The sequence below is a fragment of the Streptomyces sp. NBC_00513 genome (assembly GCF_041431415.1).
In the GTDB taxonomy this organism is placed as follows: domain Bacteria; phylum Actinomycetota; class Actinomycetes; order Streptomycetales; family Streptomycetaceae; genus Streptomyces.
This window is the reverse complement of record NZ_CP107845.1, coordinates 129,016-145,916: the sequence shown is the minus strand read 5'-3', so window position 1 is coordinate 145,916 and position 16,901 is coordinate 129,016. Positions and strand designations below refer to the sequence as shown.

The window sequence follows — 16,901 nt, the reverse complement described above, 5'->3', positions numbered from 1 at the left end:
GGTCCCATGAGTACGTTCTCAGTGTCAGAGAGCCCGGCCACGAAGCAGTCCCCCCAGCCCGCGAACCGGCGGCGCACGATGGTGGCCAGCACGGTCGGCACGGTCATGGAGTGGTACGACTTCAACCTCTACGGCCTCGCCTCCGCCCTGGTCTTCGGCCCTCTCTTCTTCGGGTCCTCCTCGACCGGGGCGACACTGGCCTCCTTCGCCACCTTCGCCGTCGGCTTCGCCGCCCGCCCCATCGGCGGCGTCGTCTTCGGCCACATCGGCGACCGCATCGGCCGCAAGTACGTCCTCCTCATCACCATGCTGATCATGGGTGTGGCGACCGCCATGGTCGGCATGCTGCCCACCCACGCGACGATCGGCATCTGGGCCCCGATCCTCCTCATCGTCCTGCGCGTCGCCCAGGGCATCGCGGTCGGCGGCGAGTTCGCCGGCGCGACCCTGCTGACAGTGGAGAACGCTCCCCCCGGCCGACGCGGCCTGCACGGCGCGATCCCGGCCATGGGAACGGGAGCCGGCTTCGTTCTGGCGAGCGCCGTGTTCGGCCTCATCTCCCTCCTGCCCGAGGACGCGTTCCTGAGCTGGGGCTGGCGCGTACCGTTCCTCCTCAGCTTCGGCCTGGTGCTCTTCGGTATCTGGGCCCGCCGGGGCATCGAGGAGACCCCGGTTTTCACCCAGATCGACGAACAGGACGAGAAGGTCCGCTTCCCCCTGCTCCACACCCTGCGCACCCAGCCGGGAGCCGTCGTACGAACCATGGGAATCACGATCTCCGGCTTCGTCTGGGGCTACCTGATCCAAGCGTTCACGCTGGCGTACGCCACCAGCGCACTGGCCATTCCCAAGTCGACCCTGCTCTGGGCCATCGCCCTCGCCGCCACCCTGGAGATCGGCGCCATCCCCCTGTGGGGCCTGGTGTCCGACAAGATCGGCCGACGCAGGACGGTCGCCATCGGCCTCGCCGCCACCGCCCTGTTCGTCTTCCCCTTCTTCCAACTGCTGGAGACCCGCAGCACCCCGTTGATCTTCCTCGCCTACGTCATCGCCATGCCGATCTGCAAGGACATGGTCTTCGGCCCCCAGGCGGCGCTGGTCGCCGAGCAATTCGACGCGAAGGTCCGCTTCAGCGGTGTGAGCACCGGCCGCGAATTCAGCGGCGCGATCTTCGGCGGCACCGCCCCCTTCATCGGCACCGCCCTCTTCGCTGCCACCGGCTCCACCAACCTGGTCGCCGTGTACGTCCTCGCCGCCTGTGCCCTGACCTTCATCGCGGTCTTCACCGGGCGCGAGACCGCCCGCGACTGAGCCCCACATGGCGCTGCCGGCGCAGGCCGCACGTCCGCCCGGCGGCATGACTCACTGGAGAAGCCCCTCATGTCCCCGCACCCCGTGCGCATCGCCAAGATCGAAACTCTGGCCCTTTCCGCCAGCTTCGACGACCTCTACGACTCGCCGGACGACGTCCCCGACTGGCTGCGATACCCCGCCTCCAGCCACCTGGTCCTGCCGCGCCGGGGCCAGTACGCCACCCTGGTCAAGATCCACGCCGAGGACGGCACGGTCGGTATCGGCGAGTGCTACGGGCTGCCCTCCCCCCAGGTCACGGCCACCGTCGTCAGCACCATCCTCACCCCGCTGCTCATCGGCCAGGACGCCCTGGCCACCACTGCGGTATGGGAGCGCCTCTACCAGGGCCAAGCAGCAGGCGGCCACAACGGAGGCTTCTACCTGGAAGCCCTGGCCGGAATCGACCTGGCGCTGTGGGACCTGCGCGGCAAGCTCGCCGGGGTCCCCGTACACCGCCTGCTCGGCGGCCCGATCCGCGAGCGGATCGACTGCTACGCCAGCCCGGTTGCCCTGCACGCCGACCCCGCCGACTCCGCCCACCAGGCCCACGGCTTCGTGGCGGACGGCTTCACGGCCCTCAAGGTCAAGATCGGTCGCGGCGAACGCACCGACCGCGCCCACCTGACCGCCGTGCGCGAAGCGGTCGGCGAGGACATCGAAATCCTCACCGACGTCAACTGCGCCTACGACCTCGACCAGGCCACCCGCGTCGCCGGCGTCCTACGCGACCTCGGCATCTCCTGGTACGAGGAACCGCTCCAAGTCGACGACCTCGCCAATCTCGGCGAGCTGCGCCGTCGCACCGGCCTCACCATCGTCAACGGAGAAACTCACTTCACCCGCTTCGACCTGCGCGAATCCTTGCTGAACCGGGCCATCGACGTCTTCATGCCGAACGTCGCCCGCTGCGGCGGCATCACCGAGGCCACCCGCCTGGCCGCTCTCGCCTCCGCCTTCCACGTCGACATCGCCCCGCACGGCGTCGGTTCCGGCGTGAGTCTCTGCGCCGCTCTACAGCTCTGCGCCGCCACACCGAATCTGCGCACCTACGAGTACAACCGCCTCCCCAACCCGATCCGCGAGCGGATCCTCACCAACCCCCCGGAGTTCAAGAACGGCGCACTGACCGTTCCGCAGGGCCCCGGCCTGGGCGCCGACGTCGACTGGGACATCGTCGACCGCTACGTCGTCGCCCGCTACTGACCCGTCCTCTCCGACGGGCAGGGTGGCCGGCCTCGGGACGGGCGGCCACCCGCGCAAGGCAGAGCACCTCTGATTCCTGCCCGACATCAAAGGAGATGCCGCATGTCCGCACACAACCCGAGCCGCAGACTGATATTGCGAGGAGCGGCCGTTGCAGGAGCCGCAACCGCGCTTTCCCCCCTGGTGAACTTCTCCACCGCACAGGCAGCCACATCCGGCAGCTACACCATCCGCTTCGACAACGGACGCAAGCAGACCATTGCGGGCCTGGGCTTCGAGATCCAGTCGGACTCGATCGGCTCCGGCAACGTCGGCCTCCCCGACACCGTCAGCGGCGTGCCCTACGACCTGACCGCATCCGAGCGGACCCGCTTCTACAACCAGATGCTCAAAGCCGGCCGCTCCGACCGGGGCTTTCGTTACTGCCGGCTCGCGATGGGCCTGTACTACCGCGGCCTGGATCCCACCCGGAAGCTGATGCGTGACCGCTACCCCGACCAGCGGGCCCAACTCGCCGACATGTGCGACCAGGCAGGCATCGAGGGTCTCTCCGTCGAGTACTGGTCACCAGCGCCGGGCTGGAAGTCCAACAATTCCTACATCGGCGGCACGCTTAAGCAGTTCGACGCGGCGTTCCTCGCGCAGTTCGGTGACGCCCTGGTCGCCGACCTGGACCACCTCACCGCTGGCGGCCTGCGCATCTCCCAGTGGGGCCTGCAGAACGAGCCGATCTACCAGACCCCGTACTCGTCCTGCCTCTACGACGCCGGACAGTATCTCGCAACGTTCAAGGCGGTCGCGCCCAAGATCCGCGCCAAGTACCCGGACGTGATGATCACAGCGGACAGCATGAACGGCTGGGGTGGGGCCATCGGGCAGGCTCTCCGCGCCGACCCCGTGGCTCTGAACATGGTGGACGCCTGGACTTACCACCGCATCGGCGAGGACAGCAACGGGCAGATCGACAGGGACTTCAACCGTCTCGCTCAGGGCAAGCCGGTCTTCAACAACGAGTTCGAGTACCTCGACCCCCCCAAGCCGCCGGACTCGACCGACAAGAGGACCATCAACACCGCCCAGTCGATCATGAACTGGATGACCTTCCAGAACTCCCCGACCTGGTATTGGCTGCATGCCCTCAAGCCCATCGGCAACAGCGAGGCGGCCCGCTACGCGCTCGGCTACTGGCGCCCGCCGTACGACACGGACTTCTCCCGCTTCCCGGACCTGCAGGTCGGTCACTGGACGTGGAATCCCCAGAACTGGAACAGCGTCGCCGGCTTCGTGAAGTACATGCCGTGGGACTCGGTGCGCTACCACGTGGAGGAATCGGCCGTGCTGTACGACCAGCGGATCATGGCCTGGAAGACCCCGGCCGGCAAGCCGGTCTTCGCCGTCACCAACCGCTCCGCGACCGAGCCGTTCACCTTCACCATCGACACACAGACGGCGGCTTCCTTCCAGGGCAACCGGTACGGCCCGTCGGCCAACGACCAGCCGATCGGCTGGAAGAACGGCCCCCAGCTGACGATCACCGTCCCCCCGCACTCCATCGAGTTCTGGGTCCGCACCCCATGACCACAGGCTCGACCCCCACCGGTGCCCGCACCGGCTCTGTCTCCCCGCCTCCCCTCTCGCATTCAGCGCGCTCCCGCACCAAGGAGAATGCACGATGACACGTTCCAGACGCCGACGACTCCTGGCCATATCCCTCGCGTCCGCGTGCGCGATCACCGCCTCCGCCTGTTCGCCTGGCGGCAGCAGCAAGGCCGAATCCGGCAGCGACGGCAAGGCCACGATCGAGTTCTGGTCCATGCCGTACTGGATCGGCCAGGACGACAAGCTCAAGGAGCTGATCGAGGAGTTCAACACGTCCCACAAGGACGTGGCGGTCAAGCTGACCCAGCTCGAGTGGAAGGACGGCCGCAGCAAGGTCAAGCAAGCCATCGCGGCCGGTGACGGCCCCGACGTGTGGCTGATGAACAACGGTCTGGAACTGGAGTACCTCAAGTCCGGACTGGTCGCGCCGCTCGACAAGCTCGGCTACACCAAGGCCGACACAGACCAGTTCATCGACCTCGCCAAGGTGAACCAGTACGAGGGCAAGCTATACGGAGCGCCTCTCTATTTCGACGTCGGAACGATGCTCTACCGCACCGACGTCCTCAAGAAATACGGGTACGACAAGCCCCCGGCCACTTGGGAGGAGCTGAAGAAGACCGCCGCCGACATCACCACCAGGTCAGCGGCAGACGGCAGCAAGATCAGCGGCTGGCAGTTCAAGGGCATGGACGACCACGTCAACGCCATCAACTCCACCTGGACCAGCTTCCTGTGCCAGGCGGGCGGCAGCCTCACCTCCCCCGACCACACGAAGTCGACCCAGAACACCGAGGCCGGGCGCACCACGATGAACTACATGCGCTCCTTCTACAAGGACAAGACCTCCCCAGTGGGAACGAGCGCGGTGAACGGATTCATCGACGGCAAGGTCGCCATGTTCCCGTTCTTCCAGTCGGTCATCGCCAACGTCGAGGCCGGCGGCTCGAAGACCGAAGGCAAGTGGGCCATCGCCCCCATGCCCAAGGGCCCCGAGAGCGGCTGCTCGACGGTCGGCGGCCACAGCCTCGTCGCCGACGCGCTGGGCGAGGATCTGAAGGCCGCGGGCACGTTCATGAAGTGGCTCGCATCCCCCGAGCGCAGCGTCCAGTACATGGACTTCCATGGGATCTTCCCCTACGACCCTGTCAAGGTCGACCCGAAGGTGAAGGCCACCTACGACACCAAGGTCGCGTCCAACCCGAGCTGGAAGCCCATCCTGGAGCAGCTGGGGCGCAACACCCCTGATCTCCTTCTTCAGGACCGCTACGGCTGGGCGACGCGCTGGGAAGCGCAGAAGGCTTCCGTGGTGGCGGGTGTCAACGGCCAGATGCCGGTCGACGAGGCACTGAGTTCGATCGACAGCGAGGTCGGCAAGGCCCTGGACGCGGGCCGGTAAGACTCATGCCCAGTGCAACCGAGCTTCGCACGGAGCTCGCCACGGACCGCGCGGACGGCGGCCTCCGCCGCCCGCGCGGCACCGGGCGCCGTCGGCGCAGGCCCAGCGGGGCCCTCGCCGGCTGGCTCTCCGTCGCTCCCGCCCTCCTGGTCATCCTCGGGTTCACCTTCTACCCCATGGTCCAGTCGATGCTGCTCAGCACCGACCGGTGGAACATGCTGGGACCGCCCGAGTTCGTCGGGATGCAGAACTACACCGCCATCCTCAGCGCAGGCACCTTCCGTGAAAGCCTTCTGCACACCGTCGTGTTCACCGCCATCACCCTGGCAGGCACCTACGTCCTGGCACTCGCCACAGCAATCGCGGCCAACCGTGAGCTCGCCTCCGCCCGCCTCGTCCGCACGATCACCGTTCTGCCCGCAGTCATTCCCATGGTCGTCGCCGGCCTGATCTGGAAGTGGCTCTACGAGCCCGACCACGGCCTGGTCAACAACCTGTTCGGCCTCGTCGGTGCCGACGGCGCCCGCTGGCTCTTCGACAACGACCTGGCGCTTCCCGCAGTGGCCCTGGTGAGCATCTGGAAGGACTTCGGGATCTACGCCCTCATCCTGCTCGGCGGCCTCCAACGCATCCCCGCCGAACTCTACGAAGCGGCCACGATCGACCGCGCCGGGCCTTGGCGCCAGTTCCGCTCCATCACCCTGCCGATGCTGCGCCCCGCAGGCGCCGCTGTCTTCCTGCTCCTGGTCTTCAACTCCTTCAAGGTCTTCGACCAGGTGTGGGTGATGACCGAAGGCGGCCCCGGCACCGCGACCACAACCGTCGTCACCTTCATCTACACCAAGCTCCTCACCGATGTGGGCGTGGCCTCGGCTGCGTCCGTGGTCCTCTTCGTGGTCCTGCTCCTCATCACCCTGATCCGGATGCACCTGACCTCGAGGGAGGAGTCATGAACGCCAGGCTGAACGCCCTCCCAAGAACGCTGTGGCTCACCCTGATCTGTGTCTTCGCAGGCCTGCCCGTGCTGTGGATGGCGCTCACCTCGCTCCAGCCCATGGAGGAGCTCCTGGGCACAAACGCGAGTCTCATACCCGCCTCCGCATCGCTCGACGCCTACCGGGAGGTCGTCACCCGCTTCCCGTTCTGGCAGTGGTTCGGCAACTCGGTGCTCGTGGCTGGCTCTGTCGTCGCGGGGAACCTGGTGTTCGACACGCTCGCCGCCTACGGGCTCAGCCGCATCAGGTTCCGCGGCCGCCAGGTGGTGCTCACTCTGATCCTCGCCACCCTGATGATCCCCACTCAGGTCATCCTGGTCCCGCTCTACCTCGTCATGCGCGACCTCGGCTGGATCGACACCTACTGGGCCCTCATCATCCCGTTCCTCGCCAGCCCTACTGGCATCTTCCTGCTCCGACAGCACTTCATCACCCTGCCCATCCAGCTCGACGAAGCAGCTGCCATCGACGGCGCTGGCCGTATCCGCACCCTGTGGAGCGTGCTGCTGCCGAGCTCATGGCCGGCCCTCGGCACGGTCGCCGTCCTCAAGTTCATGTGGACCTGGGGCGAATTTGCCTGGCCGTCCCTAGTCACCAACAACGAACTCCTGCGCACGCTCCCGGTCGGCCTCGCCCGCTTTCAGAACCAGTTCGACCCCCGCTGGGACCTGCTCATGGCAGGCTCGGTGATGGCCGCCGTTCCGGTCGTGCTCTGCTTCATCCTGCTCCAGCGATTCTTCGTCCGCGGACTGACAGGCGGCGCCGTCAAGGAGTGATGCGACCCCCGAGACCGTGCCGCCCCTCGGCCCACGAGGGGCGGCACCACCGCGTCAGACCCTGCGCGTCCATTCAGGTGAAGGCGTCTCACCGCTCCTTGACCGGGCCATCTCGGGGTCCCGCCGATGGCGGAGGAACCGCTGAAGTAGCGCGGTTCACGACGCTGCGCTCCACCGGCCGCTTCGTCGAACGCGCAGGGCCACCGTCAACTGGCCGGCTGGATACAGGGTCTCGGGGCAATGACCGCAGAACCCGCGCTGCCGGAGGAAGCGTCGCCCGATGCATCCCTTGATCATGAAGACGAGTGCGGTCAGATCTGGCCGGACCTGCCCGCAGGGCATAGCGGACGATGAACCCTCGCAAGCAGTCGGCGCAGAGCCCCGGGCAGGGAAGGGTCGACGAAGGCCGCCGCTTCCACATCCGAGGCGGACCCTGCGCCCGCTCCCCAGCCGCATCGGCGTTGCAACGAGATACTTCGGGCGCAGGTTCACAAATACTCTCAGTCCGTGCTGTCCTCGGTGTCGACCTCGTGGCGGGCCTGGGACGCTGTATGGGCCCGCGCCGCTTCAGCCGCCGCCGTGGTGTCACCCGCGCGCAGAGCCGCGACGATCGCATCGTGCTCCTCGATGACGGATCGCCAGTTGATGGGATCGATCGGCTCGACCAGCCGGTAGCGCCGGATCGTCATCAGGAGCTGTTCGGTGAGCTCGCTGAGGATCCTGTAGCCGGTGGCTGCGGCGAGCGACTGGTGGAAGGAACTGTTCAGCTGGGGGAGAGCTTCCATGGAGCCCTCCTGCAGTGACCGGCGCATCATTCCCTGGATGTCCTCCAGCTCTGCAATCAGGGCGCCGTCAGCCTTCTCAGCCACGAGACCCGCGACGAGACCCTCGATGGCCTCGCGGGCGAGGAATACGCCGCGCATCTCGGTGAGGTCCACGGAGGCTACGGTCACGCCGGAGTGGACCTTGGCGACGAGCAGGCCCTCGGACTCGAGGCGCTTCACGGCTTCTCGGACAGGAATCTTGCTCACGCCGTAGTCCCGGGCGAGCTCGTCCATGTTGACCTTCGCGCCCGGCCGCAGCTGCCCTTCTCCGATAGCTGAGCGCAGGCTCTCGTATACCAGGTCTGCCTTGCTCTTAACCTCGGGTAGCCGCCCGGACCATGCCTTCGCTGTCATTCGTTCATCGTATTCGATATCCCGAGGACCTAGGGGAGTATTGACCGATGATTCGTATACGATATGCTTTTGATCTGGGTCGGCGTCCCATCCTGGCGCGGTTCGACCCGCTCAGTTCCCCCTGCACAGGGAGCCTGAAATGCCTCTTCCCGCTTCGTTTACGCCGACGGCGGACCGCTTCATCACGGCCTACGACTGCCGCCTTCCCTGCGACGATCGGGCTCCGGCGGAGCTTCGCGCTTGGGTCGGTGCTCACCTCAACAAGTACCAAAGCCGGCTGCTGGGCGACGACCTTGCCGTGGTCGCCAGTGAACTTGCCACGAACGCCATCCGGCACGGTGGTGTGCCGGTTTGGGTCGCCCTCATGCTGGCGGAGGATTCCTCGAAAGCGGTCCATGCCCGGCTGGAAGTCGCCGACAGCGGTCCGGGATTCACGCCAGGGTGCAACAGCCGTGGCCTTGACGACTATCCGTCGCTGGAGTGTGACGGCAGAGGACTGCGCATTGTCGCCGAGTTGGCACGGCGCTGGGGCGTCGAGCGGAGTCACGGCAAGCACATCGTCTGGGCGGAATTGGGCGGGGTCTCACCATAGCCAGTAGGCGTGCTAGATGGGATCGCAGGACTCGATCGGCATCCTGGTCCAGGACGCCACGACGCGCGCCAGGGAGCCGCCGCGCGTCACGATGATCTGGTGTTCGCAAAGTGCTCCGCAGGATCGCGTCCATGGCCGGGTAGATGCGTTGTGTGCAGACGGCGAGTTCGACGCCGAGACCCTCGGCCGCCTCAAAACGGCCACCACGGCGGCTATCGACCACCCCGAGGTACGGCGGATCGTCCTGGACATCACCGCCGTCACCTTCGCCGACTCCTCCACGCTCAACGTGATGCTGATCCTGCTGCGCACGGGGCCGTCTGGTCCTGGCGGGCACCGTGCCTACCCAGTTGGGCCGGCTTCTGGACGTCACCGGAGCCAGCCGGCTGTTCACGACAGCCGACATGCTCGAGGCGGCACGCGCACTGTAGGGACCGGAGCGGGGTCGGGTCAGGGGTGCTGGTCTGTTCGTCACCGAGTTGGCTGCGGCTTGGATGCGGCGACGTGCGGTGCGGGTGCTGATATTGGTCATCAATCGCCCGGGTTTGTCAGGGACATTAGGGGCTGATCTTTCCCACCGGCGTGCCCAGCCGATGCCGAGGTCGGCCAGGTGCTCGCGCGGGTCAGCCGTTCCCAGTCCCGGCGTCGGGTGGCTGCCGATGCCCAAAGGTTCTCGCTGCGCATGGTCCCCGGGTGCGACGTCGTAGCCCTGCGCCGTTTCCGTCGTGAAACAGAGGCTGTCGGCTTCGGAGGTCACTCACTGATCGAGCCGAGCACCCCAGCGTGTGTCGGGCCTGCTGAGTGCCGAGTCGGCGAGGTGGGGCCTCAGGGCAGGTGGACACATTCGTTCCGAGCTGCGGTTTCCGCATGTTCGTGCGAATAGTCGTGCAGAATGGCCGTTACGGAACCTTGTGCTCCGTTTGGGTGATGGGGTGATCGAGTGCGTTCGGTGGTGAGCCGGTGCGCGTTGATCGACTGGGCCGTGCGCGCCTGGGGTGGGTGTAGCGGTCAGTGAATGTCAGGGCCACGCTCAAACGGGTTGCGTGTACAGCGCAGGCGTGTGTGACGGAAGTGTCCAGGGTCGGTAACCGGCCTCGTCGGGGCTGTGGCCAGCCCCGTGTCGGGGTCGAGAGTTTGGGTCCTCGGCCCACCTCGGGCCGGGCCCGCACGATGCGCGCGCCCGCAGCTGCTGTCGGGGATGCGGTGCCGCCACGGCGGCGAACCCGCACCCCGCAACCTGAATCGGTGCGCGCCCGACGGGCCGATGCCCGCGGTGCGCATCCGGCGGGCCGAACCCGGTCCGTATGGAGTGCCCGATGCTGGAGGCGCTCTCCGGCGTCCCCTCTCTCTACTCACCGGCCGCAGTCACCGAGCCTGGTCACCGGTGTCAGCCACTGGTCAGCGGCCTTCAGTCACCAATCTTGGTCACCGATTCAGTCACCGGTCACCGGCCGCCAGTCACAGCCGGATTCAGGCGCTTCGCCGACCGGGCGGGATGGTGCGGGTGCGGGTGCGGGAGCCGGTATTCGGAGCGGCGAGCAGTGCCCTCTGTCCGGGTGAGTCCGACCTTTGCCTCAGCGCGTCAATTGGGGACCTCGCGTGGTGGAGCGGTGCAATGTTGGGTGCAGGGAGCCGCACGTCACGGGCCGTTCCCTGCCCTGTGGCGCTGTCGGCTGCGGGCAGGTCCGGCAGCCGTCACACGTCGCCGGATGCCGCCCCGGCCGACAGCACCAGCACGGCGTCGGTCACGAGCGCGGCCGCCGAGTCACCGGCCTCCAGTCACCGGTCACCGGTCCCGGTCGTCGGTCAATGGATTCAGTCACCGGTGACGTAACCGGTCACCGGTCGTCAGTCACCGCGCGGTTGAGGCACTGTCAGCGCGCCGGACCACGTTCGGCGTGCTGCTGGGAGGTGGCCCGCATCCGGTGGCATGTCCGGTCGTTGTAGGGGGCGGGATGCACGCCGCCCCGGGGGCTTCCGTAGGTTCCCCCCGGTGACTCTCGGGGCGGTCCACGGTCCTGACATCGGCCGCGTTTCCCGTCCTGTCCTGGCTCGGGGCCCGTGTTCACCCGTGCGTGGCGGTGTCAGGACCCACTCTGCCCCAGGCCGTGACGTCTTTGGTTTTAGCCGACCTCCGCGTTGACGGGTCGGGGGCTTGACCGGTCTGGGGTTCGGCTCCTGATCGGTTCGCCCCCGCCGATCAGGAGCAGTCCGCGGCCGACCGGTGGTGGACTGGCCAAGCCTGGTTACCTCCGGCCGGGCCGCAGGGTTACGGGCCTCGACGACGACGCACGGGGCACGAAAGCCGCGGGTGGTCTCTGTGACATCTGCCGACACCGGGCCGACCTCGACGCCGAGCAGGCCCCGGGAACGGGTGCAGGACCAGGCGGCGGCAGGAAGCCGACGCGAGGCTGGACGGACCCCTCGGATGGATCCGCGCCCTGCGCTCCGGAGGGTCGCATAGAGTCGGATCCAGTCCGCGTCGACATGGGTGCGCGGGTCAGGGCCGGTGCCCAGCGCGCTCTGGGGCAGTACGACCGGCCCGAACCTCGGCCCCGACACACCATCCGGTGTGTCGGGGCCGCGTCGTGAGTGGCCGGGCGGGCGCCTGCCGAACAGACTCCCGCCCGAGGGTGTGCGATCCCAACCACGGCACCCGGGGGATGGACCACCCCTTCGGGCTCCACTTTCCACGCTACGCCCACCGCGGCGGGGCCGCGTCCCGATGGTCAGAGGCGCAGTGGCGGCGCACCGTCATGACGGCACCGTGGATTGCCCGGCATGACGACCACGACCGGTGTACTCGGACCGGCGTCGCGGCCGTGCGGGCGACGGCGTGACCGCGCATGCTCCGGTGCAACCCCAGATACCTAGGCGCGCAAGTGACCCTGCGGGACGTCTTTTCGCTGGTCAGGCCTGGTAGCAGGCGCGGAGGTAACCGACTCGGTAACTGGCCGGGTAACTGGGTCACCGGCCCAGTCACCTGCCCTGTGCGGTGAACTCACCGGCTCAGTCACCGGTTGCTGAACTCACCGGTGAGTTCACCGGTGAGTCACCGGTCGGTGTGCTGGCCGGGGCGGCGGCTCGGGGTACTCGCCGGTTGGGTTGTTCGCGGCTCGGTTCGGTCCAGGGCCGGCGACGTCGCCGGTCCTGTTGGACGTCGGCGACGGGGACCAGGGGGTGGTGCAGCTGCGGGGCCGGCGGACGGGGTTTCAGCCCAGCGGGCGAAGCTCGTTCATCCGTCCAGTCTCCAAGGCCCGTTCCGGCCGGCGCGGGCCCCTGGCGGCGGTACACATGGGGGGAAACCAGGGGGAGACATGAGGGGAAGCGGGTACGGGGCCTCCTCGATGTCGTCCCTGGTCAGGCCCGGTATCGCGACCGGTGACTAGCCAGACGTTCTTGTGTGGGTGTGGGTGGGTCTGGGTTTGTGTGGGGGTTGGTTGCTTGGTTCTTCGGTCGGTGGGCCTGGGCGGTTGGCCGTTGAGGGGCGGTGCGGTCGCGGGGCCTGGGTGTGGCTGCCTGATGGTCGGGTCCAAAGAGCGGGAGCGCCAGGAAGAGCGCAGGCGCCGGGACGTTGCGGCGTGGCGCTGCCGGGAGTGCGGACGCAAGGTCTACCCCGACGACGACGCACGGGGAACGACAGCCATCTGCCGACACCGGGCCGACCGCGACGCCGAGCAGGCCCGGGAACTGGCAGAGAGGCAGGCGGCGGCCGAAGCCGACGCGAGACTGGACGGACCCCTCGGATGGATCCGCGTCCTGCGCTCCGGAGGGCGATGAGTACCACGCGCCGCCCACTCGGGCACGGACCGGTGCCCGCCGGCGCCGACCAGGATTCGCCGGTGGCTTCCCGGCGGACCGCCGCGGAGCGTTCCGCCCAGGACGAGCTCCGCCCCTCCGTCTCGGCGTCGGCGGCCTCCGCCTCATCTGGGCGCCGGGTGCTGGGGGAGGGGCCCCGCAGCTGACGGACCACGCTGGGCAAGCCTGCGAAGGACAGGAGGGCAACCCCTTGACCGACGAGGGTTCCATGGCGGGCAAGGGGGGTCTGGCTGTCGATTCGCAGGCTTGCCCAGGCTCCCTCGGCGTGCTGAGAGTTGCACCGGAGGTACTGCCGGAGGTGTGAACCCCCGAAACCGGAGCGGGCGCGTTCCGGCAGGTCAGACCCCGTGGGCAAGCCCGAATTGAAAAACGACACCTCTCTGTCCACGCAATAGCCGTGGTGAGAGGTCTCCTTCGCGGCCAGGGCGGCGCGGACTGCGGCCGTCCCCGACGGCTCCGGTCCGGCTTGCTGTGCCTCGCAGCGATAGATGTCACCAGTTGTGCGTCGTGACGTGGTTCTGTGCGGCGGGTTCGCAGCGGTGGTGGTCACCAGATGCGCGCGGTAGTTGTCACTTCTGAGCTGGTCTCAATCGTGTTGTCACCAGCTTCGGAGATCGCTGGCTGGCCGGGATGCCTCAGCGAAGTTGGCTTCTGCGGAACATCCAGAGGCAGTGACCATCGACGGCTCGGCAGAGGGTGATGCCGAGGAGGAGCAGAATCCCTTGGTGCCTGCGACGGAGTGGACCATGGTGTGGTGATGAGCACTGAAGTGGAACCGGTCGAGCACGAGGACCGCTGGATCTTGAACCTCCGAGGCCTGAGTGTCGTCAGGATCAGCATCGACTTTCGGCTGACCCTCGTCCTGGACGCAGGGTGGGAAGTCGTGTTGGAAGCACCAGCTCGGCTCTCGGCAGGGCCACTCCACACCAGTCCTGGGCTGCCTCTGACGCCTGAGTCCCAGGACGTGGCTGCGGCTCTTCCTCTGTTCGGGGCGAAGGTCCTGTCCGCGGTTGTGTTCAAGTCCGGCGTCCTGCGGATGGTGTTCGACGGAGGCATGCATTTGACGTGTTCGGCCGACGCATCGTTCGAAGCCTGGCAGGTCACAGAACCACGAGGATGGCGTTTCATCTCGTTGCCCGGCGGAGACCTTGCCGTTTGGTCCCGCTCTGGAACAAGTGAGAATCCGCAAGGTCAGGCTGCGAAGCGCTGAGAATCCGCCACTTACGCTGCGACGGGACAGGTGACAACTACCTCTGCGAAGTGACAACTATCGCTGCGAGGCACACTTGCTCCACAACTAGCCCTAAAACTTGCCTCCAGACCGGTCCGACGCGAGCTGCGGTGCCGCTGTGACCTGGCGGCCAAAGGGCCGTCCTGCCGGTTACGGCACGCCGACTACTTCTGTACGACACCCTTCCGAGACGACGGGGACGGCAGAACCTCCTGTGCCTACCGCCCCCGCGCCGATCAGCGCTGTGCCCTCGGCCCCTTTCGCTGCGGTGTCTGCGCCGCCGCTGCCGGGGTTGCGGCCGGTGCCGGTTCCTGCCGCTTCTGCTGCTGTTGCTGGGCTTCGGCCAGGCGCGCGCGAAGACCCGGGCCGCGGCTTCGACCTTGTGGAAGTCGCGGCAGCGGAACAGGCCGAGCGGGACCGCCTGGAGCAGGAGGCCGTCGAGACGGCTGAGAGGGCCCGCGGCTGGAGCTCCCGCTTCCGTTCCGGGTAACCCACCTGACGCCTTGGGCAAGCCTCCCGCCGACGGCATGGGCAAGCCTCAGGCGCCCCTGGGCAAGCCGTGCTGTCGGTGGGGGCTGGGACGCTGGGACTTCGGACAGGAGAAATCCCCGGCGCGGGCTGCTGGTGGCGGGGTAGCGTCCCTGGTCATGTACAGCGCTCTCGGCACCGATCAGGCGTGGGAGCGGCTGCGGGCCAGCCGCTCGAGCCCACCAGGCAGGGCCAGCACAGGCTCCCGCCGCAAGACCTATACGGCGGCTCTGGAACAGACCGGGCAGATGTTCCGGGCCGCAGCCGTAGTGGACCCGGCGACGCGTCCCCTGCAGGTTTTCTACGGGCTCAGCCAGGCTGGTCGTGCCATCGCGGCGGCCTCATGGTCCCTCAAGGATCAGGACTGGAACCTGGAGTCCCACGGGATCAAGACCACGGGGTTTCACCGGCCTTTCCCCGACGTCGAGATTCGCACCGACCTGCCCGGTACCCAGGGCAGCTTCGTGCGGGTCAGCGAAGCGCTCGACTCCCCGGTGTGGGGCTCTAGCCCCACACGCCTCGAGGATGTCTGGGACCTGTTGCCGCCGAACCAGGACTACCCGCTCACCACCCGGGACCGGTTCACCCCGCTGTTCGCGGGCGATGTCATCGTCGGCGACTACGCGCATCCTTTGCTGAGCGTCCCCGTGTACGGCATCCCGGACCGTGTCATCGACGCCGGCACCCGCGAGGCGCTTGATGACTTCCTTACCGCGTACCCGGCCGTCGCTCGCCACGACAGCTACGTCACCACCCGCGGCCTCAACCTTGGCCCTGAGGCTCCGGACTTCAGCCGCCAAGCCGGGGTCGGCGGACTGACGTTCAACTGGCAGATGCCCCAGGGAGCAGATATCACTGCCAAGCGCCGCGAGTATCTGCTGAGCATGACGCGCCCCTATGCCGGAGAGCGGTATTTTCTGCCCGTCCGTCCCCCGATGGAGCGGGAACTGCACCCACTGATGGCGTGGTGGGCGGTCCTCTACACACTGTCCATGCTCGCCCGGTACCAACCCGCGACCTGGGTCAAGCTCATCAGCGTCGACGATAGCCAGCACGCCCTCCCGATCGAACGGCTTCTGGAACGCGCAATCAGCCACCTCCCCCTCCTGATCGTGGACGCCATCGCTGAAGTCAGCGCCTGAGCGCGTGCAGCGTGAAGCCCGGGCGAGAACCGAGGGCTTCACGCTGTGTCGGTCTTCCTGGTGGACGGTCGAGCCCCCAGTTCGGACGGCGAACAGCGCCCGAGTATCACGCCCACCGCATTCCGATTTTGGCAGCTGCTCAGCCCATTCCGGGGACAGCGTGGTGGCCCGGCGGCGTCGGTTGTCGACCCACGTTCCGAGCTTCAGCGGGACGTCCCGCTGCGCCTGGCCCCCGTCCCCGCCGAGGGTGATTGTCTCGACGTGCTTGCGCGGCACCGTGAGGTGGCCCTCGCGCCCGAAGAACTGCTCAGCGGCGGCGAGGTGCATCGCCCACTTGTCCGCCTGGCTGGTGCGCGGCTTCGGCTTCTCGTCGACCCCGGACATCCGTGGGGGGCCGTCACCCATGCGGGGCGCCTTGAGGGTGCGCCCGTATCGCCGGGCGCACCCTGGGCCTTGACCTGGCATGACCTCCCCTCACAAGCGCCTGCTGGCCGTGGTGGCGGCCGGGACCGTCCTCGCCGGGACCGCCACGGCCACCACCGCCACCGCGGCCCCCTCGCTGCGCTACAACTGCTCCACCAGCACCCAGGGCATTGACGACGCCGGCTACTCCGGCCCTTGGCCCGGACACCTGGGACGTGACCGTGCAGACGTGTGCGGCGCGGTCCGGGTCTACCGTCTACGCGTACGCGGACGTCCGATGGGACGGCCCGGCGTTCTACGGGACGGCCGCCGAGATCCTCGACGGGGCGAAGATCCGGGTACAGATCATGCAGTCCACGGACGGCACCGACCCGGTGGTGAGCAAGCGGGATTTCCCGCTGAAGGCCCGGATGGAGCGCACGACGGCCAGGGGCGACCACGACGGGCACTCCCGCACCCCCGTGATCAGTCACCGCGCCGCCGACAGTGCGTACGGGGACGGGGTGCTGTTCCTGGAGTGGCACCAGGACGGGCGCGGGTACCGGGCCCACGACTACGCCGGCTCACCGGCAGTGTGACGCCCCATCCCGTTCATCGAGTAGGAGGTCAGGTTGCAGGACGTGGAGCCCTATCACCCCCCAGCCCCAATGTTCTGCGGGCACG

13 protein-coding genes and 1 pseudogene are annotated in these 16,901 nt (G+C 67.7%); 12 read left to right on the top strand and 2 right to left on the bottom strand.

Annotated elements, in window-relative coordinates; genetic code table 11:
• The first annotated feature begins 6 nt into the window (after positions 1-6).
• The 6 genes from OHA84_RS00710 (at position 7) to OHA84_RS00685 (ending at position 7,325) form a co-directional block, all read left to right on the top strand.
• Entirely contained in the window at positions 7-1,311 is a 1,305-nt protein-coding gene (locus OHA84_RS00710; RefSeq protein ID WP_266976036.1) for an MFS transporter, read from the top strand.
• A gap of 69 nt (positions 1,312-1,380) precedes the next feature.
• Positions 1,381-2,556: a mandelate racemase/muconate lactonizing enzyme family protein gene (locus OHA84_RS00705; RefSeq protein WP_266976035.1), complete on the top strand. Its 1,176-nt coding sequence runs from the start codon at positions 1,381-1,383 to the stop codon at positions 2,554-2,556.
• A 102-nt stretch (positions 2,557-2,658) separates the two neighbouring features.
• Positions 2,659-4,134, top strand: a complete 1,476-nt coding sequence (locus OHA84_RS00700; RefSeq protein WP_266976033.1) for a hypothetical protein — start codon at positions 2,659-2,661, stop codon at positions 4,132-4,134.
• Between the two features lie 94 nt (positions 4,135-4,228).
• Positions 4,229-5,554, top strand: a complete 1,326-nt coding sequence (locus OHA84_RS00695) for an ABC transporter substrate-binding protein (protein WP_266976031.1) — start codon at positions 4,229-4,231, stop codon at positions 5,552-5,554.
• Positions 5,555-5,559: 5 nt separating this feature from the next.
• Positions 5,560-6,507: a carbohydrate ABC transporter permease gene (locus tag OHA84_RS00690; RefSeq protein WP_266976029.1), complete on the top strand. Its 948-nt coding sequence runs from the start codon at positions 5,560-5,562 to the stop codon at positions 6,505-6,507.
• A complete protein-coding gene (locus OHA84_RS00685) occupies positions 6,504-7,325 on the top strand; it encodes a carbohydrate ABC transporter permease (RefSeq protein ID WP_266976027.1) in 822 nt (273 codons plus the stop codon). The genes OHA84_RS00690 and OHA84_RS00685 overlap by 4 nt, the downstream gene beginning before the upstream one ends.
• Positions 7,326-7,825: 500 nt before the next feature.
• Here the strand turns inward: OHA84_RS00685 and OHA84_RS00680 are convergent, their stop codons facing one another.
• Positions 7,826-8,503, bottom strand: coding sequence for a GntR family transcriptional regulator (locus OHA84_RS00680; RefSeq protein ID WP_266976025.1), 678 nt, complete (start codon positions 8,501-8,503; stop codon positions 7,826-7,828).
• Between the two features lie 139 nt (positions 8,504-8,642).
• On the opposite strand from OHA84_RS00680, the gene OHA84_RS00675 reads away from it, so the two are divergent.
• From OHA84_RS00675 to OHA84_RS00655, 5 genes are all read left to right on the top strand, one after another.
• Positions 8,643-9,095, top strand: coding sequence for an ATP-binding protein (locus tag OHA84_RS00675; RefSeq protein WP_266976023.1), 453 nt, complete (start codon positions 8,643-8,645; stop codon positions 9,093-9,095).
• A gap of 16 nt (positions 9,096-9,111) precedes the next feature.
• Complete coding sequence (locus OHA84_RS00670; RefSeq protein WP_353962539.1) at positions 9,112-9,663, top strand: STAS domain-containing protein; 552 nt, start codon at positions 9,112-9,114, stop codon at positions 9,661-9,663.
• A 2,954-nt stretch (positions 9,664-12,617) separates the two neighbouring features.
• On the top strand, positions 12,618-12,875 hold the full coding sequence (locus OHA84_RS00665; protein ID WP_266976022.1) for a hypothetical protein: 258 nt from the start codon (positions 12,618-12,620) through the stop codon (positions 12,873-12,875).
• Between the two features lie 796 nt (positions 12,876-13,671).
• Complete coding sequence (locus OHA84_RS00660; protein ID WP_266976020.1) at positions 13,672-14,124, top strand: DUF6188 family protein; 453 nt, start codon at positions 13,672-13,674, stop codon at positions 14,122-14,124.
• 668 nt (positions 14,125-14,792) lie between these two features.
• On the top strand, positions 14,793-15,815 hold the full coding sequence (locus tag OHA84_RS00655) for a YaaC family protein (RefSeq protein ID WP_266976018.1): 1,023 nt from the start codon (positions 14,793-14,795) through the stop codon (positions 15,813-15,815).
• A gap of 192 nt (positions 15,816-16,007) precedes the next feature.
• Here the strand turns inward: OHA84_RS00655 and OHA84_RS00650 are convergent.
• Positions 16,008-16,142: pseudogene (locus OHA84_RS00650) on the bottom strand (helicase); the annotation flags it as partial.
• A 311-nt stretch (positions 16,143-16,453) separates the two neighbouring features.
• Between OHA84_RS00650 and OHA84_RS00645 the strand changes: the two are divergent.
• Positions 16,454-16,816, top strand: coding sequence for a hypothetical protein (locus OHA84_RS00645; RefSeq protein ID WP_266976016.1), 363 nt, complete (start codon positions 16,454-16,456; stop codon positions 16,814-16,816).
• Positions 16,817-16,901 lie beyond the last annotated feature (85 nt).